This is a genomic window from Gemmata sp., assembly GCF_051859125.1.
Classification (GTDB): domain Bacteria; phylum Planctomycetota; class Planctomycetia; order Gemmatales; family Gemmataceae; genus Gemmata.
Map to the genome: position 1 here is coordinate 1 of NZ_JBHYGG010000242.1, position 19,895 is coordinate 19,895.

General features: G+C 70.0%; 21 protein-coding genes. 3 read left to right on the forward strand and 18 right to left on the reverse strand.

Translation table 11 applies throughout. The features are described 5' to 3' along the window. Positions 1-50 precede the first annotated feature (50 nt). Complete coding sequence (locus ACTIGN_RS19780; RefSeq protein WP_439626972.1) at positions 51-215, forward strand: hypothetical protein; 165 nt, start codon at positions 51-53, stop codon at positions 213-215. A gap of 307 nt (positions 216-522) precedes the next feature. Here the strand turns inward: ACTIGN_RS19780 and ACTIGN_RS19785 are convergent, their stop codons facing one another. The 4 genes from ACTIGN_RS19785 to ACTIGN_RS19800 all read right to left on the reverse strand — a co-directional run bounded on the left by ACTIGN_RS19785 (position 523) and on the right by ACTIGN_RS19800 (position 4,362). After that, positions 523-807: an FAD-dependent oxidoreductase gene (locus ACTIGN_RS19785; protein WP_439626974.1), complete on the reverse strand. Its 285-nt coding sequence runs from the start codon at positions 805-807 to the stop codon at positions 523-525. Positions 808-894: 87 nt separating this feature from the next. After that, complete coding sequence (locus tag ACTIGN_RS19790) at positions 895-1,440, reverse strand: DsbA family protein (RefSeq protein WP_439626976.1); 546 nt, start codon at positions 1,438-1,440, stop codon at positions 895-897. A 49-nt stretch (positions 1,441-1,489) separates the two neighbouring features. Continuing rightward, positions 1,490-3,292 carry a PAS domain S-box protein gene (locus ACTIGN_RS19795; RefSeq protein WP_439627054.1) on the reverse strand — a complete coding sequence of 601 codons (1,803 nt, stop codon included), beginning with the start codon at positions 3,290-3,292 and terminating at the stop codon, positions 1,490-1,492. Further along, positions 3,199-4,362 (reverse strand): aldo/keto reductase, encoded by a 1,164-nt coding sequence (locus tag ACTIGN_RS19800; RefSeq protein ID WP_439626978.1) that lies wholly within the window; start codon positions 4,360-4,362, stop codon positions 3,199-3,201. Before ACTIGN_RS19800 ends, ACTIGN_RS19795 begins: the two co-directional genes overlap by 94 nt. Before the next feature lie 158 nt (positions 4,363-4,520). Here ACTIGN_RS19800 and ACTIGN_RS19805 point away from each other — a divergent pair, with 158 nt between their 5' ends. Next, positions 4,521-5,414 carry a formylglycine-generating enzyme family protein gene (locus ACTIGN_RS19805; protein ID WP_439626980.1) on the forward strand — a complete coding sequence of 298 codons (894 nt, stop codon included), beginning with the start codon at positions 4,521-4,523 and terminating at the stop codon, positions 5,412-5,414. Between the two features lie 25 nt (positions 5,415-5,439). Here the strand turns inward: ACTIGN_RS19805 and ACTIGN_RS19810 are convergent, their stop codons facing one another. The 8 genes from ACTIGN_RS19810 to ACTIGN_RS19845 form a co-directional block, all read right to left on the reverse strand. Then, a complete protein-coding gene (locus ACTIGN_RS19810; protein WP_439626982.1) occupies positions 5,440-5,589 on the reverse strand; it encodes a Fe-Mn family superoxide dismutase in 150 nt (49 codons plus the stop codon). A 25-nt stretch (positions 5,590-5,614) separates the two neighbouring features. Continuing rightward, entirely contained in the window at positions 5,615-6,940 is a 1,326-nt protein-coding gene (locus ACTIGN_RS19815; RefSeq protein ID WP_439626984.1) for a hemolysin family protein, read from the reverse strand. A 76-nt stretch (positions 6,941-7,016) separates the two neighbouring features. Next, positions 7,017-7,490, reverse strand: a complete 474-nt coding sequence (locus ACTIGN_RS19820; RefSeq protein WP_439626986.1) for a cation diffusion facilitator family transporter — start codon at positions 7,488-7,490, stop codon at positions 7,017-7,019. 142 nt (positions 7,491-7,632) lie between these two features. After that, on the reverse strand, positions 7,633-9,162 hold the full coding sequence (locus ACTIGN_RS19825; RefSeq protein ID WP_439626988.1) for a SulP family inorganic anion transporter: 1,530 nt from the start codon (positions 9,160-9,162) through the stop codon (positions 7,633-7,635). Positions 9,163-9,244: 82 nt separating this feature from the next. Next, positions 9,245-10,912 (reverse strand): peptide chain release factor 3, encoded by a 1,668-nt coding sequence (locus ACTIGN_RS19830; RefSeq protein ID WP_439626990.1) that lies wholly within the window; start codon positions 10,910-10,912, stop codon positions 9,245-9,247. Between the two features lie 1,073 nt (positions 10,913-11,985). Continuing rightward, complete coding sequence (locus tag ACTIGN_RS19835; RefSeq protein WP_439626992.1) at positions 11,986-12,612, reverse strand: DJ-1/PfpI family protein; 627 nt, start codon at positions 12,610-12,612, stop codon at positions 11,986-11,988. After that, positions 12,609-12,968: a nuclear transport factor 2 family protein gene (locus ACTIGN_RS19840; protein WP_439626994.1), complete on the reverse strand. Its 360-nt coding sequence runs from the start codon at positions 12,966-12,968 to the stop codon at positions 12,609-12,611. The genes ACTIGN_RS19835 and ACTIGN_RS19840 overlap by 4 nt, the downstream gene beginning before the upstream one ends. A 95-nt stretch (positions 12,969-13,063) precedes the next feature. Then, positions 13,064-13,567: a hypothetical protein gene (locus ACTIGN_RS19845; protein WP_439626996.1), complete on the reverse strand. Its 504-nt coding sequence runs from the start codon at positions 13,565-13,567 to the stop codon at positions 13,064-13,066. 440 nt (positions 13,568-14,007) lie between these two features. Here ACTIGN_RS19845 and ACTIGN_RS19850 point away from each other — a divergent pair, with 440 nt between their 5' ends. Then, positions 14,008-14,748, forward strand: a complete 741-nt coding sequence (locus ACTIGN_RS19850) for a hypothetical protein (RefSeq protein WP_439626998.1) — start codon at positions 14,008-14,010, stop codon at positions 14,746-14,748. A 31-nt stretch (positions 14,749-14,779) separates the two neighbouring features. On the opposite strand, the gene ACTIGN_RS19855 is transcribed toward ACTIGN_RS19850, so the two are convergent. The 6 genes from ACTIGN_RS19855 to ACTIGN_RS19880 form a co-directional block, all read right to left on the reverse strand. After that, entirely contained in the window at positions 14,780-15,652 is an 873-nt protein-coding gene (locus tag ACTIGN_RS19855; RefSeq protein ID WP_439627000.1) for a hypothetical protein, read from the reverse strand. After that, a complete protein-coding gene (locus ACTIGN_RS19860) occupies positions 15,649-16,338 on the reverse strand; it encodes a hypothetical protein (protein WP_439627002.1) in 690 nt (229 codons plus the stop codon). Before ACTIGN_RS19860 ends, ACTIGN_RS19855 begins: the two co-directional genes overlap by 4 nt. Positions 16,339-16,796: 458 nt before the next feature. Beyond that, positions 16,797-17,315 (reverse strand): hypothetical protein, encoded by a 519-nt coding sequence (locus ACTIGN_RS19865; RefSeq protein ID WP_439627004.1) that lies wholly within the window; start codon positions 17,313-17,315, stop codon positions 16,797-16,799. 247 nt (positions 17,316-17,562) lie between these two features. Then, on the reverse strand, positions 17,563-17,718 hold the full coding sequence (locus ACTIGN_RS19870; RefSeq protein WP_439627006.1) for a hypothetical protein: 156 nt from the start codon (positions 17,716-17,718) through the stop codon (positions 17,563-17,565). A 43-nt stretch (positions 17,719-17,761) separates the two neighbouring features. Next, complete coding sequence (locus tag ACTIGN_RS19875; protein WP_439627008.1) at positions 17,762-18,187, reverse strand: hypothetical protein; 426 nt, start codon at positions 18,185-18,187, stop codon at positions 17,762-17,764. 568 nt (positions 18,188-18,755) lie between these two features. Further along, entirely contained in the window at positions 18,756-19,808 is a 1,053-nt protein-coding gene (locus ACTIGN_RS19880; RefSeq protein ID WP_439627010.1) for a hypothetical protein, read from the reverse strand. Positions 19,809-19,895: the final 87 nt, after the last annotated feature.

Genomic DNA, 19,895 nt, shown 5'->3' on the forward strand with positions numbered 1-19,895 from the left:
AAGTACTCCAAGGACTCTCCACGCATAGTGCGTAAGCCCTACCCCCGCCCGTGACCGGCGGCCCGGCCGGGCCGCGGGCGGGCGTCCTACTGGTGGACGACCACCCGTCCAACCTCCTCGCCCTGGGGGCGGTCCTGGGCGACCCGGGCCTCGACCTCGTCAACGCCGGGTCCGGCGAGGAGGCCCTGAACACTGCGAGCGACGACAGGCCGTGAAACACGAACGCGTCGGCGTGGCCGAGGCGGGCGAGCCGCCGATCTGCGGACCGACTGACAGGGGTCGTGTCGATCACGTTCAGCCCGGCGTCGAGTGCCCGGCGGGCCGTTGCCACGCACGTCTCGGCCGGCACCGCTCGGTCGGCCAGGTCGCCGATGCCGGGAGCGGGGGCGACGAACCCGGTGCGGCCGAGTTCCCGATGGGGGCGAATCATTCACGTTCGGTCACGACCGTCCCGTCCGAGGCGAAGGTGAGTGACGCCGAGTTCGGACCGGGCCGCAGGCCGCCCGGCGAGACGTGCCCGGGTCAGGGGCGGGCGTGGGCCGCCAGTGCCGACGCGGCCGCCCGCTCGCCGGACACGACCGCCCCCTCCATGCTGGCCACCCACGGCTGCTTCGTGTAGTCCCCGGCCAGGGACACCCCCGGCACCGGCGTCGCCGGGGTCGGCCGCAGGGCCTCCGACCCCGGCCGCAGGGCGTAGAAGTCGTGCGGGTGGCGGACCGCCCGGTACGCCCGCACCCGCCCGGCCAGCCGGACCCCGATCCGGTCGAGTTCCACCGCCGCCCGCTCCAGGATCTTCCCGTCCTCCATGCGGAGGAACTCGCCGGGCGGGTAGAGAATGACCGACAGCCGCCCCGGGGCGTGGGTGAACGTCGTCCGCGACTGCTCGGCGAAGCATCACGCCGCGGTGGGCGAGAAGTTCGTCCGGTCCGCCGGCAGGGCCGGGCCGTCCAACTCCAGTTGGAGGGTCACCGCGGACGGCGTCTCCAGCGACAGCATCGGGGCGAACCACGGGTGGCCCGGGAGGGCGGCCCGGATCGGTTCCTGGGCCGGCCACAGGGCGGTCGCCAGGACCACGTGCGCGGCCGGGACCACCTCGTCCCCGACGGCGACCCCGGCCAGCCGGATCAGCCGGTGGGCGTCGAGGGGTTCGGCGTCCGCTCGATCTTGTCGAAGGCGAAGGTGATGCCCTCGCCGGCCCCGACCGCCACCAGCTTGGCGTCGAGTTCGAGCGACCGCTCCTGGCTTCCGAACTTGGCGGTCCGGTACGCCCGCCGCGCGATCCCCTCGCGGGGGCATGTGCGGGTTCAACTGGAACGGGTGACACCGGACGACGACATCGTGCTTCCCGGCGACAGCCGCGACCGCCTTCTCCAGCCGCCGCTTGCCGATCCAGCACCGCGGGCAGATCACGTCCGGGATCACGGCCGCCATCGGCGTCATGCCGGCACTCCTCCGGTAAGAGTTCGCTCCTCGCCAGCCCCGGTGGCCGTCACTTCTTCGCCGCCGACAGTCCCTCCAGCAGCTTCATCAGGGTGTGCGGGTCCACCGGCTTGACCATGTGGTGGTCGAACCCGGCCTCGTGCGACCGGCGGCGGTCGCCCTCCTGCCCCCAGCCCGTCACCGCGATGAGCACGACCCCCGCCCCCCACGGCTGCCCCCGGATGCGGCGGCACGCCTCGTACCCGTTCAACCGCGGCAGCCCGATGTCCAGGAGCACCACGTCCGGCCGGAACACCCCGGCCAGGTCCACCCCGGCCTGCCCGTCGTGGGCCGTGCGGATGTCGTTGCCCATGATCCGCAGGAGCATCCCCACGCTCTCGGCGGCGTCCCGGTTGTCGTCCACGACCAGGATGCGGAGCGACGACCGGGGGGCGGGCGGCTCCGGCCCCACGGGGGCCAGCGGCCCGGACGCCTCCACGACGACCGGCAGCCGCACGACGAACTCCGACCCCCGGCCCGGCCCGTCGCTGCGGGCCTCGATCCGCCCGCCGTGCATCTCGACCAGCCGCTTGACCAGCGTCAGCCCGATCCCCAGCCCGCCCTGTGACTTGTCCAGCGAACCCTCGACCTGCGAGAACATCTGGAAGATGTGGGGCAGCTGGTCGGCGGCGATCCCGACCCCGGCGTCCCGGACCGACACCACCGCGTCGCTCCCCTGCCGCTCGACGGCCAGCCAGATGCGACCGCCCCGGTCCATGTACTTGGCGGCGTTGTTGAGCAGGTTGCAGAACACCTGCCCCAGCCGGGCCGGGTCGGCATCGACCGTGAGCGTCTGGCCCGGGGCGGACACGGTCAGCTCGTGGCCCATCTGGTCGATCAGCGGGCCGCTCGCCTCCATCGCCCGGTCGAGGACCGCCCGCAGCGGCACCCGCTCCGTGCGGAGTTCGAGCTTGCCGGTCGAGATGCGGCTCACGTCCAGCAGGTCATCGACCAGCCGCACCACCTGATCCAGTTGCCGGTGCATGAGGGCGTGTACCCGGTCCTGCACGTCCCGGGCGGGGGAGAGCCGGAGGATCTGCAGGGCGTTGCGGATCGGGGCGAGCGGGTTCCTCAACTCGTGGGCCAGGGTCGCCAGGAACTCGTCCTTGCGGCGGTCGGCCTCCCCCAACGCCTGCTCGGCCCGGACCCGGGCCGTGATGTCCGTGCCCGTCCCGAACCACCGGACGACCCGCCCGCCGCCGTCCCGGACCGGCTCGGCCCGGGTGAGGAAGTGGCGGAACTCGCCGTCCCGGCCCCGGATCGGGAACTCCATGTCGAACGGCCGGCCGGTGGCGATGCACCCCAGCCACCGGTCCAGCACCCTCGGCTGCACGGCGGCGTCGAGCACGGGCACCCACCGGAGCCCCTTCATCTGCTCGTGCCCCCGGCCGGTGTACTCGACCCAGCGGCGGTTGTACCACACGATGTGGCCGTCCGGGTCGGCCGTCCAGCACAGGTGCGGGATCGCGTCGGCCAGCGTGCGGGCCTGCTCCTCGGCGTCCTTCCTGGGGGAGATGTCCTCCACGACCGAGATGAAGTAGTCCGGCCGGCCCCGGGGCGTGCGGGCGAGCGAGACGGTCAGGTTGACCCAGACGGGCGACCGGTCCTTGCGGACGTACCGCTTCTCCATCGCGTAGGTCGGGATGTCGCCGGCCAGGAGCCGCTCGACGTGGGCGAGGTCGGCGGCGAGGTCGGCGGGGTGGGTGATGTCCTGGAAGGTCAGGCCCAGCAACTCGTCGTGGCCGTAGCCCAGGATGTCGCACAGCTTCCGGTTGACCCGCAGCCACCGCCCGTCCGGGCGGACGTGGGCGATCCCGACCGCCGCCTGCTCGAACGTGGCCCGGAACCGCTCCTCGCCCTCGTGGGCCGCGTCCGCGTCCCCGCCCCGTCGCAGTGGGTTGAACTCCGGCATCGGGCTTCCTCATTGGCCCGGCCGCACGCTCCAACCTGCGGCGTTTCGGCCGGGAACGGTAACATTATCACCATTCGACGCCCCGACGCCAGAGAATGCCCGGCGAGCACGCTCCAGCGGGCGGGACCGTCGCCCGTCAACGGTGCCGCCGTGCAGTTCGACCAGCCCCCGGGCCACCGCCACCCCAGACCGAGCCCGCCCTTCGTCCGGGCCAGCCCCTGATCGGCCTGCTCGAACGACCGGAACAGCCGCGGCAGGGCGGCCTCGCTCTCGTCGGACCCGCCGCTCGACGGCTTGCCCCGCGGCCGGGCCTTGAGCGGCTGGTTGTACCCGCTGGTGTCGCCCACCAACTTGCCGGCACCGAACGCCTTGAAGCACACCGTCCCGACGCCGAGCGACTTCGCCAGCGGCAAGACCTCGGTCACGTACCGCGTGTCCACGAACGGCCCGACCGGGAACAGGACCACGTCGCACACGCCCGCGTCGAGGGCCGCACGCAGGACCTCCGGGCTGTGCGACGAGACCCCGCGGAACCGGCACCTCCCGGCCCGCACCGCGTCGGCCAGTTGGTCGAACCCGCCGCCCGGCCCGCTCAGGCGGTCGAACGCGTCCATCGCGGACAGCCCGTGGAACACGAACAGGTCGGCGTGGCCGAGTCCGAGCCGGGCGAGGGAAGCGTCGATCTGCGGGCCGACCGGCCGGTCGTGGTGGTCGACCTTGTCGATCACGAACACCGAGTCCCGCGGCCGTTCCCGGACCGTCCGGCCGACGATTTCCTCGGAGTACCCGTCCTCGTAATTCGGGGCCGTGTCGATCACGTTCAACCCGGCGTCGATGGCCCGGCGTTCCTTGGCCACGCACGTCTCGATCGGCACGCCGCGGTCGGCCAGGTCGCCGATGCCCAGGGCGGTTGCGACGAACCCGGTCCGACCGAGTTCGCGTCGGGGAGCGAACGGCTCGTTCTCGACCATGACCACACCTGCCGGCACGGGACGTCGACGCCACGTCCATCCGACACGGCCGGGCGGGGGCGAGGCGTACACGCCAACACCCAGAGGTTGCGTGTGCGGCGTTCCGTCCGACCGTAAACTGTCTCACTTCCACTCGCCCTCGCACCGGAGTCGCCGTCATGCCGTCCCCAGGCCGCTGGGTCGCGTACGTCGTTCCGGCTTGCGCGGCACTCGCGACGTGTTTCGTCCCGGCGAGCGTTGCCCCGGCCGACGACAAGCCGAAGCTGCCCCAGGCCCCGCGGTTTCCGTTCGGCGAGGAGCAGGCGAAGACGTTCCGGGACGACTACGCGAAGGCGGCCGGGCTGCCGAGGGAGGTGACCAACTCCGTCGGGATGAAGCTGGTGCTGGTCCCGCCGGGCAACTTCGAGATGGGGCCGAACGGCAGCACGTACCGCGTCACGCTGGCGAAGCCGTTCCACGCGGGCGTCACCGAGGTCACGCTCGGCCAGTACCGGAAGTTCAAGGCGGGGCACAACGTCGAGGGGGCCGACGACGAGTTCAACGAGGACGATCGCCCGGCCGCGATGGTGAGCTGGGACGACGCGAGGGCGTTCTGCGCGTGGCTGTCGGCCCAGGACGACGAGAAGAAGGCGGGGCGCATGTACGCGCTCCCCACCGAAGCCCAGTGGGAGTGGGCGGCACGGGCCGGTACTTCCACGTCCCGCCACTTCGGCGAGACGGACAAGGAGCAGGCGAAGTTCTCGTGGTTCAACGCCACCTACACGCCCAACCCGAAGAATGAGGCGAAGGGCCGCGGGCGACAGCCCGTGGGCAAGTTGCCGCCCAACGCGTGGGGCCTGCACGACACGCTGGGAAACGTGTGGGAGTGGTGCGGCGACCGCCGCACCGACGAGGCCACGGGCGAGGCCCGCGACCCGGTGATGCGGGGCGGGTCGTGGCGGTCGGGGGCGTTCCACTGCACCGCCGTCGCCCACGACCCCGGCTCGCCCGGCACCAAGGGCGACAACATCGGGTTCCGCGTCGTCTGCACCGTCGCGGCGGGGGCCAAGTGACGCCGATCGACGCCCGGCCACACGGTCAGCCCTTGACCACCGCCCGGTACCGCTTCTCGGCCTCGGCCCAGTCGGCGAACGTGAGGAACGTCTCGACGTACTCGGCCCTGTTGTTCCGGTAGTCGACGGAGAACGCGTGCTCGTACGCGTCGACGACCACGAGCGGGGCGGCCACGGTGCGGCTCCCGGCCAGGGAACCGTCAGCGGGATCGTTTCTCGATTTGGGCTTCCAGAACCTTGTGCCGTCGCACCTTGCGGACCACGACCCGTATTCCGTCCTTCTCGATGACCTCGCCGCCCCGTAACGGCTGTGTCCGTTGCCTGCCAACCCAGTCACTCAGGTGCCGCAGCGGCTCCTGCCCGTCCGCGACGGGCAACTCGATCCCGGTCGCCCCGCGGAGCGTATCCGGCGAAATGCCGCCACCGACCACCCAGCCCCGCCCGCTGATGACGGCGTGGACGGGCAGGTGGTCGTACTCGTCCTCGATCTCTCCGACCAGTTCTTCGAGCAGGTCCTCAAGCGTCACCATTCCGATGACCGCGTTCTGCCGGTCGCGGATCAGGGCGATGTGGACGTGATCGCGGATCAGTCGCTCCAGACAGCGGGACACGGGCGTGTCGTCGGGGAAACTCGGGATCGCCCGCGAGATCGCCCTCACGGTCGGGCTGTGCGGGGCCAACCGCATGTGGGCCACGATGTCCTTGAAGTTGACGTACCCCACGATGCTCTGTGGGTCGCCTTTCCGCTCGGTCAGCGGGAACCGGGTGTGCATGTCGAGGTGGGCGGCGATCAGGCACTCGGCAACGGGGGCGTTCGCGTCCAGCACACTGATCTCGCCCGCCGGGAGCATGACCTCCCGCACCGGGCGGGAGGACAGCCCGGCGGCACCCAGGATGATCTTCTCCTCCTGGGTGCCGATCATGCGGGAGGTCCGGGCGATGGCCGCACTGGCACGCAGTTCTTGCAGTTCCGCCCCCTCGGACTTCTCCAGCCCGGCGATCCGCCCCTGGAGTCGCCGCTCGACCCAGGACATCAGCGTGCTGACGGTCGTTTCGAGGCACCAGACGACCGGCCGGACCAGGGACACGAACCACTTCATCGGGGGCGACAGTTTCAGGCAGACCCACTCCTTGTTCCGCAGTGCGAAGACTTTTGGAATCAACTCCCCGAAGATGATGGTTGCGACCGTCAGCGGCAGAACGACCGTGGCGATGGCGATGACCTCGGCCACGCCCGCCGACACCCCGAGCCACTGCTGGTACGTCGGGGCCAGTTGCTCTTCCGCCCCGGCCCCGCCGGTCGCCGCCGCGACGGCCCCGACCAGGGTGATCCCGAGTTGCACACCGGCCAGGCTGCCCTCCATGTTCTCCTTCATGTACGCCGCTGCCTTCGCCCCGTTCCGGCCCTCTCCCACGAGGACGTGGAGCCGGGCGAGTGTGACGGAGGCCAGGGCGATCTCGAACGCGGCGAAGACGCTGTTGAAGAGAACCATCACCGCCATGACCAGCAGTTCGATCCCGAACATCAGTTGTTACCCTCCGGAACTGTGTTGATCGGCCTTGGCGGCGATGGACTGGGCTTCCACGAAGAGGTGCCGGACGTCAGGGTGGGCCGCTCGGATCGCCTTGTCCATCCGGTCGATTGTCCTCGAACAGGACCGTGAAGGTGGTCGGGTCTTTGCCCTCGCGGACGACCTGGATGAACGACCTCCGCCCCTTGCGCTCCTGGAACGCCCGGAACGCGACGACCCACGCGGCCCCCTCGAAGAGAAATGCGAACCCCAGGACGGCGTCGTTCACGGTCGAGTTGGTCTGCTGGTCCGGGCGTCGGACGTGCTTGATGCCCTCGTAGATCGAAATGCCGCCGCCGAGTGCGAAGATCAGCACGGCCACGATGAGCGTCCAGAAGTACAGTTCCTTGCCCCGCCCGAACGGGTGCCGGTCGTCGGGCGGCTTCGCCGCCTGTCGGACACCCCAGAGGAGGAGCAAGCCGTTTCCGGTGTCGACGAGTGAGTGGACGCCTTCCGAGATCATCGCTGCACTGCCCGTAACGAACGCCGCGACAAACTTCGCCACCGCCACCGCCAAGTTACCAGCGATGGCCGCGAAAATCACCGGTTTGGAACCGCCCGCAGCCATGTCGCGTATCCCCATCGCACCCGGCCGACTGAGAACGCAGGTCGCCGGCCCCTCGAAGCAGCAGGCAGACGTCACCGGGTCAGTCGAGTTCGTCGTCGGCCACCTTGTACTTCGGGTCCTCGTGGATGTTCACCTCCACCATGTCCCGGGCGTCGTGCAGGAGCTTCCGGCAGTCCTCGCTCAGGTGCCGCAGGTGCAGGCTCTTGCCGTGCTTCCGGTAGCTCTCGGCCACCCACTGGACGGCCTCGATGCCGGAGTGGTCGAACACCCGGCTGTCCGCGAAGTCGATGACGACCTCCTGCGGGTCGCCGGCCGGGTCGAACAGCTTGCGGAAGCGGTTCGTGCTGGCGAAGAACAACGCCCCGTGCAGGTCGTACTCGCGGCTGCCGTCCGCGTGGTCCTTCACTTCTACCTCGATCTTCTTGGCCGACTCCCACGCGAACACCAGGGCCGACACGACGACGCCGAGGACGACCGCGACCGCCAGGTCGGACACCAGCGTCACCACGGTCACGAACAGGATCACGAAGGCGTCCGACCGCGGCACCCGCCGCAGGGTGCGGAACGTCGCCCACTCGAACGTGCCGATCACGACCATGAACATGACCCCGACCAGTGCGGCCAGGGGGATGCGTTCGATCACGGCCGCCCCGAAGAGGATGAACCCGGCCAGGAACAGGGCCGCGGCGACCCCGGACAGCCGGTGCCTCGCCCCGGAGTTGATGTTGATCATGCTCTGCCCGATCATCGCGCACCCGCCCATCGTGCCGCACAACCCGGCGGCGACGTTGGCGACCCCCTGGGCCACGCACTCGCGGTTCGGGTGGCTCCGGGTCTCGGTCATCTCGTCGATCAGGTTGAGGGTCATCAGCGTCTCGATCAGCCCGATGGCGGCGAGGATGCCGCTGTACGGGAGGACGACCCTCAGCGTCTCCAGGCCCCACGGGACGGCCGGCAGGGCCGGGGCGGGCAGGGTGCCGGCGATCCGGGCGATGTCGCCCACGACGCGGGTTTCCAGCCCGAACGCCCAGACCGCGAGCGTGGCCCCGGCGATCCCGACCAGACCGGCGGGGACGGCTTTCGTCAGCTTGGGCAGGAGGTGCATCACCGCCATCACGCCCGCGACGATCCCGAGCATCGTCCACAGGGTCGGCCCCTGCACCCACTGACTGCCGCCGTCCGGGGTGGCGGTGCGGAACTGTTCGAGTTGGGCCGTGCCGATCACCAGGGCCAGCCCGTTGACGAACCCGAACGTCACCGGCAGCGGGATCAGGTGGACGAACTTGCCCCACCGCATGACGCCGAACGCCAGTTGGAACACCCCGGCCAGGATCACCGCCGCGAACAGGTGGTGGACGCCGTGCTGCACGACCAGGCCGGTCATGACGACGGCCATCGCCCCGGTGGCCCCGGAGATCATCCCCGGCCGCCCGCCCAGCACGGACGTGGTGAGGCACACGATGACCGCCGCGAACAGCCCCACGAGCGGGTCCACTTTGGCGACGAACGCGAACGCGATGGCCTCGGGGACCAGGGCCAGGGCCACCGTGAGGCCGGTCAGAACCTCCAGTTGGGCGTTGGGAAACCACGACCCGATGCGATCCTTCACGAACCACCTCCATGGCGAACAACAGAAACAGCGGGCGGCGAACGAGGGGCCCCTTCAACGCGGTGCGGGGTCGGTTCGCCCCTCACTCCGAGGGGGCGAACAGGTTGTCCGCGAACGAAAGGAGGCCGAGACCCGGCTCCTGTTTTTGCAGGTAGCGGATGCTGAAAGGGTCTTCGGCCAGCACCACGGCCCGTCCCAGGTGGTCGAACGCGACCTTCATGTTGCGGACGAGGCCGTGGACCGCGAGGGCGTCCGCGGACGCCGCGACCCACGCCCCGGCCCGGTACGGGAGCGGGGCGATCTCGGCCCGGACGCCGTACTCCGACTCCAACCGGAACTTCACCACGTCGAACTGGAGCTCCCCCACGGCGGCGAGGATGAGTTCACGGACGGCCTCGCGGTCGGTGAAGACCTGAACCACGCCCTCGTCGGCCAACTGCCGGAGGCCGTCCGTGAACTGCTTCCGCCGCCCGGTGTCCGGGCACCGAGCGGCGGCGAAGCACTCCGGGCTGAACTGCGGCAACGCCTCGAAGTGGCACGTCGGCCCCGCGCAGAGTGTGTCGCCCAGCCGCAGCCCCCCGGTGTCGGTCAGGCCGATGATGTCGCCGGGGTACGCCTCCTCCATCGCCTCCCGCTCCCGGGCGAACAGCCGGTGCGACCCCTTGATGCGGAACTTGCCGCCCGTGCGGGCCAGCGTCAGGTCGGCCTCCGGGTCGAACCGCCCGCAGCACACCCGCACGAACGCCACCCGGTCCCGGTGCCGGGGGTTCAGGTTCGCCTGGATCTTGAACACCTGCCCGGCGAACGCCCGGCGGTCGGGCGGGACCAGCCCCCGGTCGCTCTTCCGCGGGCCGGGCGGCGGGGCCAGCCGCAGGAACGCGTCGAGGAACGGCCCGACGCCGAAGTTGGTCATCGCGCTGCCGAAGAACACCGGGGTCATCCGGCCCGCGAGGAACCGCTCGCGGTCGAACGGCACGCCGGCCCCGTCGAGGAGTTCGAGTTCCTGTCGGACGCGGTGGGCCGTCACGGGCGGGCCGCCGTCCAGGGCGGCGGCGAGGTCGAGTTCGTCGGTCGGCACCTGCGTGGAGCCGTGGCCCGCGGGCCGGAACAGCAGGGCCGACCGGCGGCCCCGGTCGTACACGCCACGGAACTCGTCCCCCAGGCCGAGCGGCCAGTTCATCGGCACCGCGTCGATGCCCAGCACCTGCTCGATCTCGCTCAGCAGGCTCATCGGGTCGCGGCCCAGCCGGTCCATCTTGTTGATGAAGGTCAGGATCGGGACCCCCCGGACCGAGCACACCTTGAACAGCTTCCTGGTCTGCGTCTCGATCCCCTTGGCCGCGTCGATCACCATGACGGCACTGTCGGCGGCGGCGAGGGTCCGGTAGGTGTCCTCGCTGAAGTCCTGGTGGCCGGGCGTGTCGAGCAAGTTGACGACGCGGCCCTGGTAGGGGAAGCTCAGGGCGGTCGAGGAGATGGAGATGCCCCGCTCCCGCTCCAGGTCCATCCAGTCGGACGCCACCGCCCGCTGGGTCTTTCGCCCGCGGACGGCCCCGGCCACGTCGATCTGGCCGGCGTAGAGCAGGAACTTCTCGGTGAGCGTGGTCTTGCCCGCGTCCGGGTGGGAGATGATGGCGAACGTCCGCCGCCGCGACCCCTCGTCCCGCACGGTCGGGTCGAGGGTGCCGGGCGGTCCCTCCTCCCCACCGCCTCGTTGACAGTCCCCACCGGCATCACTGGTCGATCGCATCGGAAACCCCGCCGAAGGCAGCACGCGGAACGTCCCGTCGCGGTCGGACCGCGGGGACGATGGGTGGGTGGACCGGGTGAATACGTTGCCCCGCGAAGGCCCGCGGGGAAAGCGACACGAACGCTCTGCCGGCGGCGGCAAAACGAACGACGGGGTGCTCGTGCCGACCCGCCCGGTGCGCAAACCCGACGACAACGAACCGGGGACGACGACGGAGTCGTCAGCCACGCATCCGGGCGAACCGGGCATCAACGGTTAGGGTGGAGAGACGGCCGAGTGGCGGTCCAGAGCCGGGAACGACGAGATCACGGGGGATGTGGTGCGGCTGCGATCCGGCAGGGGTCGTGCGCTAACGAGTCGATCAGCAGTTGTCAGGATGTCGAGGGCCATGTCGCCGGAGTGTCCGAGACGCGAGTTGGGAAGCTGGAATCATAGGAACGCGTGCGGCAAAAGCAAGCAGCCTTCACTTTGCCAGAGGGGCTCGGTGCGGAGAACGTCGGTCCGCATGAGGGTCCTGCGGGACTGCGACGACCCCGACGCGGACCCTGGTGAAGACCGAGGCCGTCACCGTGGTCCGCATGGTGGTTCTGGCCGGCAAGGAGATCCCGACGCACAGGGCGAAGGGCGAACTGGTCGTGCAGAGTCTGGAGGGGAAGATCGCCTTAACTGTCCGAGCGGTCATCAACGGCCGGGAAGGAACGGCACGCGGGATCGGGCCCAAACTCAAAAGTGGTTTTGGAGAGTGCCCTCGGAACACCGGGAGGTCCGGGGGCCGGGATCGCACCGTCTGCCGGAGGGCGATTTGAGGCCCCTAGGAGGCTCCAGGAGGGCCAATCGCCATCCCGATGCGACCTTCCGTGGCATCATCGCGAAAACCAGCCCCAGGGCCTCCCCAGCCGCTGTACCTACACAAGAAAATTATTGCTATGGCGTAATTTCAGGGCCAATCACCGGAATGGCGGAATGTCGGAAACCGAAACGGTCGGGTCGAGGTTTACGCTTCCGGGTCGGGGTTCCACCGAGTACCGCCGCCAGCAGACGTGGCCGGGTTGGCACCGCGTCGCGTCCGGCCCTCAGGTCGGCACCCGGCGGTCGTTCCCCTCCGGGTACGGGTACTCCATGTGGGGCGCGGTCGCCCGTGCGACCGCCTCCCCGCAGACCTCGGCCACCACTCGCAACGCCAGGTCGATCCCGGCCGCGATCCCGGCCGAGGTCCACACCGCCCCGTCCCGCACGACGTGCAGCCGGCCCTCGACCGCCACGCCGGGGAACGCCGCCCGCATCCGGTCGAGCGACTTCCAGTGGGTCGTCGCCCGCTTCCCGTCGAGCACCCCGGCCGCCCCGAGCAGGAACGACCCGGTGCAGACCGATGCCGTCAGCCTCGCCCCGGCCGCCTGCCGGCGGACCCAGTCGATCAGCCGCGGGTTGTCCACCTCCCGGCGGGTTCCCCACCCGCCGGGCACCACCAGCAGGTCGAGCGGCGGACAGTCGTCGAGCGCGTGGTCCGGCAGCACCCGCAGCCCGCCGGATGCGGGCACCGGCCCGGCGGCCTCGGCAATCACCCGCACATCAAACGGCGATGGCCCCTCCCGTCGCCGGGCCTCGTCCCGCCGAACGGCGGCGAACACCTCGAACGGCCCGCAGAAGTCGAGCACCTCGACCTCGGGGAACACCAGGATGCCGGTCAGCAGGCGGGTCACGGGCGGGCCTCCGCGACAGTCCAAGCGTAGTGGCCGTTCACCCGACCGACCTTCCCACGCGCGTCGAACTCGAACGCCTCGGCGGCCGGCAGGTCCTCGACGCTGTCGTACACGAGGACCAGGCTGTTGACGCCCGAGAGGGCGTGCCGCAGGCGGAAGTGCGAGTCGGGGAACTTGCTCAGGGCGGCGGCGAAGTAGTCCCGCAAGGCGTCCGTCCCGCGAACCGTCCCGTCGCCGGTCGGCCGCACCCCGAACGGGGGCGTGAACACCACGTCGTCGGCGTCGTGCGTCAGGACGGCGTCGAGGTCGTGGCGGTTCCAGGCCGCGACCCACTCGACCGCGAACGCATCGGTCATGTCGGCTCCAGGGCGGTGGGACGGCGGGAGACGGGTCGGACACGTCCCGGCCGCCGCGGGTTCACGGCCGCGGGTCACTCCACATCCCGCAACACCTACGCGGCGGTCACCCGGTTGTGGGGGTGCACGCGGCCGTCTACGCCAATGTAGAGGCCGCACGCCCGGCCGAGCAACTGCACCGTCCCGCCGTCGTTCGGGAGGCACCGGACGGCCCGCAGGAACCGCTCCCGCCGCTCGCGGGGTGCGAGCGCGACCGCCACGCCGCCCGCCGACGAGGCCAGGAGGAGCGGCAGCACCCGCCGCGTGGTGCGTCTCGTCGTGTCCGTGCCGACGCCGAACATCAGCCCGACCTCCGGCCCGGCCCGGAACCGGGCCTTGATGAGGGTGAGGAGGAGGCGGTCGGCGACGCGGAGCCGCGGCCTTCGCCCGCCCCCGGGAGCCCGCCGCCGGTCGGGGCGGTCCAGACGGGCCTCCTCGGCGTCGTCGAGGGCGAGCCGGACCTCCGCGACAAGTGCGGAAAACGCGGCGGGCGACATGCCGGCGAGGGCCTCGAAGGCGACCGGGTAGCGGGGGAAGGTGCCGGCGTCGATGACGTCCATGTCTGCCTCGAGGTCTGGGGTTGTCGAGTTCTTGTACTCTGCTTGGTCACGGGGCTGATACCTGGCGTTACCCGCTCGAACCGCCAGGGGGAGTCCTGGGGCGAGGGGCGACCGGGCCGGGTCGCCGGTGCGAGCTATCGCACGAGTAGTGCACACGCGTGCCGGCCGTGCTCCGGCCGTGCCCCGAACCGTCGTGCATTCCAGCTAAAACCTACCCTCCGTGCGGGTCGTTGGGCAATGGGAACGAGCCGTTCTGCGGCTGCAAACGCCCCCGGCCCCCACCGACGGAGCACCTTCCGAGGGCGAACTCACCTCCGCGAACCGTCCGGGGTCTCGAAATGCACTCCGGCGCGCGCCGCCGGTCGGGTGCTATCCTGTCCTCGTGCCGCCACCAACTGACGTCCGACGCCCGGTAGCCACGGTCCTGCGAGGGGGAAGCGATGAGTACGGCGAGGGGCAGGCGTGTCGCGGAGGCCGTCCGTGCGATCCGGGAGCTACACGCCGCCGGCCGCAAGGTGCCGCCCAAGCAGTCGCACCGCGACGCATACAACCAGGGGACCGTGCAGGTGGCCGGCGAGCAACTCGGCCTGAGCGCAGAGGCCGCCCGGCAGGCCCGGCAACTCGCCGACCCGGCGGCCGGGTACACCGCGGACGAACTCCGCGAGCTGTGCGACCTGATCCGCGAGGTGCAGCCCGGCCAGGGCGACGACCTGCCGGTGTTCGGCAAGACGCACCTCGTCAGGATGCTGACGGTGCCCAAGCCGCGGCGGCCCGTCCTCCAGCGTGCGGCGGTCCGCGGGGCGTGGTCGACCGCGAGGCTGGAGTCGGAGATCGCGGCCAAGTTCGGCAGCCGGCGGGCCGGGGGCCGGAAGCGGCGGGTTCCACAGGACGCAAACGGGCTACTCATCCAGATCGAGGGCATGTGCGAGGCGTGGCGGCGGCTTCTGACCGAGATCGACGTGGACGTCGGCGAGGAGAACCCTGGGCACGCCGTTCTGGCTGACCTGCCGGTTGCCGTCGCCCGGCAGGTCCGGGCCGCGGGGCGCACCGTGGCCGCACTCCAGGAGGTCGTGACGGAGGAGCTGCGGGAGCGGCTCCCCGCCCGGCACGTGCGGCACCAGTTCCGCGACGACGAAGGGGATGCGGGCGAGCCACCCCGAACAGCAGCCCGCCGGGCCTGATGCGCCGACCGCGGCGCAACGTCACCTCAACTCACACCGCATCCGGGGGCACGATCACGATGTTCGTGACGCCGTCGCCGCGGTCGGAGATGATCAGCCCCTCCTGCCTGAGCCTTCGCATCCCGCTCTTGACCTGGTCGCGGCTCAGCCCCGTCTCGGACGCGATCTCCTCCTGCGACGCGGCGACGTACCGCCCGCCGCCCGCCGAGCGGCGGACCCAACTGCGGTCACGGGGCGCGTCGGACGCGAGGACCGCGTACAACCAGCCGAGGGCGATGGCCGGGCCGGTGCCCAGGCGTCGCACCATCCACGGCTGGACCGCCGCCGCCAGTGGCGGCCTGGGTTGAGCGACCGGCAGGGCGACCGGAACTTCGGAGCCCGGCGACCAGTCGCCCCCGGACAGGTGGGAGAGCAGCCGGGCGAACGGCTCGACAACAACCCGGTGCGGCGGCCCGTCGGCGAGCCCGTACGTGTACCAGTCGCTCCCGGATCGGAACGCCCCGTCGTGTAGAACTACCCCGCCGCGGAGCCTGCCGAACGGCAGGACCAGGGCGACGGGGCGGTCCCCGGCCTCGTCCGCGTGCGTCGCGTACGCCTCCAGGTAGAGGTCGGTCATGAACACCTTGCCGGGCCGGCGGAACAGGTCACGCCGCTCGACGGCATCCACGAGTCCACCGACGTGCCGGGCGTCCAGCACGACCGGGAACGTGGGGAAGAGTTGGCGGAACCCGGCGAACGTCAGCCGGCGGGAGCCGAACTCCTGCTCGTGGGCGTCGAGCAGGTCCCACTTCTTGTCGGCCAGCCCGAACGCGTCCAGGACCATCTTCACCCGGCCCTCCTCGAAGTGATGCTGCGCGAGGGTCGGGCTGAGTGCGGACTGGAACGTCTGGTCGCGTGACTTCATGACTTCACCCCCTCCGCCACCCCACGGGCGTGCTGCGCGATGATCTGGGCGTAGAACCGGGCCGCCTTCTCTGCGAACCCGTCCGGCAGTGCGTCGTCGCTGTCGTAGGCCGCTCCGTACTCGTCCGGGTCGCGGCTGAACTGGAACAGGGCCTCGTCCTCGTACTTGCCGGCCACCCGCATCATGCGATCGCCGCCGATGCTGCGGGCCAGGGCGAACCGGAACAGCGGGCTCAGGTCGAGGGAACTGGTCGTTACCGTGAACAGGTTTGCGACGGCGGGTTCGTCCCCGTGCGCACCCTGTCGGCACAGGATCATGGTGCGTGCCTCCCGCTTCTCCAGGGCGAACTTCGCCGCGATGCGCCCGCGCACCTTCGGCCGGTCGGCCGCGTAGCGTTCCATCCGCGCGCGCTCCAAGAGGCGGTTGGGCTCCGGCACCTCCGGGGGGTAGCCCACCTGCGGGACGTCGAGCGACCAGCGGACGTAGCGGGCCGGGTCGATGCGGTGGTTGCGCGCGAAGGTCGCGAGCTTCCGCCAGACCGGGTGGCCCGGCCGCCAGCACGGGGGCAACCTGTACCCGTCGCCGCCGACGGGGAAGTTCTTCGCCAGCAGGTCGCGCTCGAACTGGTACACCCAGGCCAGGAAGCCGACCGTCCGGTCGGGTGGTGTGATGTTGCGTGTCGCCAAGGTATGTCCTCAAAAGTGATTTTTGGATCGTGGTAAGTGGGAAGGACTCTGCCGGTCGGTGCCCGAAGGATCCGATAGTGTCGGGCAGATGCTCCGCGTCGCGTGCTGAACGAGGTCGGTTTGGCGGCTGCGCGCTCCCGGGCACTGCGCTGGTCCCCAGCGGGGGACCGGGGGGCCGTCGGGTGAATGGCACCGTGGCGAGCGCACCGTCGGGTTGGTAATGCAGTTCATTCTTCGACATGAGAGAACTGGGTCGGGCTCCCGGCGGAGCCGGAGCCCTGTTCTGTTTCTCCTCTTCAAGGTCATCATGGTTGTAGTCTCTTGGGTATTCTCTCTTAGATGGACTGGCGGACCACACCACCCCCCTGGCGTGGTACGCCACACCCCTGGCGTACCACGCCACCCCCTCCCGGCGTACCACGCCACCCTCTCGGTGCGATTTCGCACTGTCACGCCGATCAGTTTTCGTCGCCGCCGACGTCCCGGCCCTTCCGCATCGCCTCTGCGATCCGCCGCTCGGCGGCCTCTTCCAGTTCGGCGACCACCACCGGGTCGATGCGGTACAGCTTCAACTTCCGCCGCGACGGGTCGTAGTCGGTGATCAGGATGCCCTTCTTCGTGAGCGACCTGACCGCCCAGCGCACCTCGTGGGGCGTAAGCACGCGCACGTCCTTGGCGAGGCCCCGGTAAAATTTGTATAGCCACCACCGATCATTCCAGAACTCACGGACGTAAGGCTTGCCGCTCTTCGACTCGGCGAACCACGACGCGATGCGGGCGAGCACCAGATACTCGGCCTTGTTCGTGCCGGTGACGAGGGCGACCCAGTCGTGGGCGAAGGTGCCCTGTCGGTCGTCGCCGACGACTCGCTGGTACTTACTTCGGACGAAGTCGGGGGGCCGGTCCTCGTCCTCGTCCACCGACAGCGTGTTGACGGTGATGGACTGCCGCGGGAGCCGGGTCGGCTTGTTGCCCACGGCCGGGGCGGGCGGGGGCTCCGGGGGGCACGGCTTACCGCCCGAGGCACCGCTGCCTGCCGATCCAAAATTCGCTTTTTGAGTCTTGGGCTTGGGTGGCCGTTCTTGACGCCACCCCCGTCATGGGGTACGCTCACGACTGACTCCTCTGAAACGCCGGTCGAGCGACCTCGCCAAAGACAGCTCGGCCGGCGTTCTTCATTGGTGGTTTCGAGCGGGTCAGCCTATCCCAAGGCCCGCCCGGCGGTCAACAGATGCGGCCCCGTGCGAGCGGCATCAGCTGGTCGTACCAGCCCGCCGCGGCCCAGCGGCCGACGCGGTTGGGCACCACCTTCTCCCATGCCTCGCGCAACCCGTGGCGGCGATCTCGGAGCAACTGGACGAACCCCGGGGTCAGCGGCACGCCCTCGGCCTTCAAAAGGGAGACGATGTCCTCGCAGATTCCTTTAGCCGCTGTGATCTGCGGATGTCGAGATGGCACCGTCCACGACTGCGGCGAACTCCGCGTACTCTGGTTTCTTGAGAACGTAGGGCATGAAATCGTGCCGCATGATTGCCCGGAAGCGGTCCGCGTCACAACACATCAGTTCGCGAAGCCAGCGTGCCCCGACAGGCGGGGCCACGGCGCAGTAGAGGTACAACGGCACTTTCTGGACTGTGCGAGAGGCTCGCAGCGACCGCAGTGCGATCGCTTTCCAGCGGTCGAGCCCGAAGAGTGGAAACAGGAACCGCCCCCGGCAGCAGTCCAGGGCCGAGCGAATCTTCTCCTTGCTTTGCCGTTTCGCCGAAATGCGGTACGCCAACCGATAAGGCGACAGGTCCCATCCCCATTCGTCGTCTTGGCCCGTGACCGAGCGGATCGCGGCGGCCACGGGTGCCGGGGTACACCCGCCCCCGCACGCCGTTGACCCGGCGGACGGCACACCACTCCCGCCCGGCCGCGAGCGGGATCTCCTCTCCCGCACGGGGCACGACGTCCGGGACGACGCCGGGGGTAGCCAGGTCCGCCGCCAGGTCGGCCCGGTCGTCACCCCGGTCCCGCAGCCAGTCCGACAGGACGCCGATCGCGGTCGCGTCGCGGGTCGCCCGGTAGAGCAGTTCGACGAGTTCGGCGTGATCGTCGGGGACGGTCAGCCGCCCGACCCCCGGCACCACGCGGACCTCAGGTCCTACGTTGAGGGCCGTTGCGTTCAGTTCTCGACTTGTCATTGTTGCCTCTAGCAATGAGGGATGGGGCTGGTGAGTTTCAATAGGCATGAGCACCGTGGGTGTTGGGGACGAATCCGCGACGAAGCCAAGGCACAGTGGGTGGTGAGCCTGGCTGCTTCGTTCGTGGACTGGGCGGCCGGTACACGGCAGGGGCAACTCCGGGTTTCCGCGTTTCCGACTTTTGGGATCGTGAGTCGGAAACGCGGAAACCCGGAAAGCCGGAACATCGTCTCAGGCTCCTTCGACCTCGGCCTTGCGGGCGTAGAACGCGCTCTGCTCAAGGCCCGTGCGCTCACGCCACAGCCGCAGTTGCTCTTTAAAGTCCTTTGCCTGCGCGAGGATCTCCCGCACGATCTGTTGGTGTTCCGCCTTGCGTTCCGCACGACTCGGCGGCTTGTGCACCGTCACCGGCCGCGTGAACACTTGGGGCGACTGCTCGCGGACGATCGCCCGGATGACGTCCCGCCAGTGCACACCGCTGTTCCCCATCGCGTGCTGGACGAACGCGGGGAACCCACCGTCGATGAGCAGACGCATGCTCAGGGGCGACCGCATGGCGTGCAGTTCCTCCTCGACGCACGCACAGACCTCGCCGCACTGCTCCGGGGTCATCGAGTACCCGTTGAGTACAAAACCCTTCGAGCTGACGCTCCGCATCAGGGCGCGCAGCTCCTCGTCGGTCATGGCCAGTTGGAGGGTTTTGAGCCGCGTCTTGAGGGCCTGCACTTCGGGCTTGTGCGACGGCAACTCCGAGTTGCTGAGGATGATGATGCCGCCGGAGAAGAACACCTCCTTCGGCTTCTTCGCGGCACTGTCGCCGCTCCACGTCACCCACCGCTCGATCGGCCCGCCGGCCTCGCCCCGCTGGCCGTCGAGCGCGCTCCGCAGGACGCCGATCGCCCGCGGGTCGCGGTACATGCTCTCCGCGTCCTCGATCAGGTGCACGTGGCTGGGGTACTTCTCCAGGTTGTTGATCAGCCCCCAGCCCGTCACCCGCGAGTTCCACACCTTGTAGTTGGCCTCCAGGGCGGCCAGCTCGCGGGTGACCGTGTGCGTCTTCCCGATCCCGCCGCTGCCCCACAGGAAGAAGCCGGTCATAAAGTGCTCCGCCACCGCACGGGTGAAGGTCCGCACGAGTTGCAGCTTCTTCTCCAGGGCTTCGAGGTGCTTGTTCGAGAACTGTGCCGGCCCCGGCTGGTTGGGGTCTAACTCGGCCGGAAGCAACTGCGCCAGCGTCGCGTGCTGTCGAGGCCCCGTACCGTTCCGATTCATTCGCGTCGTCATGCTGTCGTCTCCTGTCGGTGTGCGGCGAGCCCCTCGACTTGAGTGACACCGATCGCCTGCACGTCGCCCGGCGTTGTTGCCGGGCAG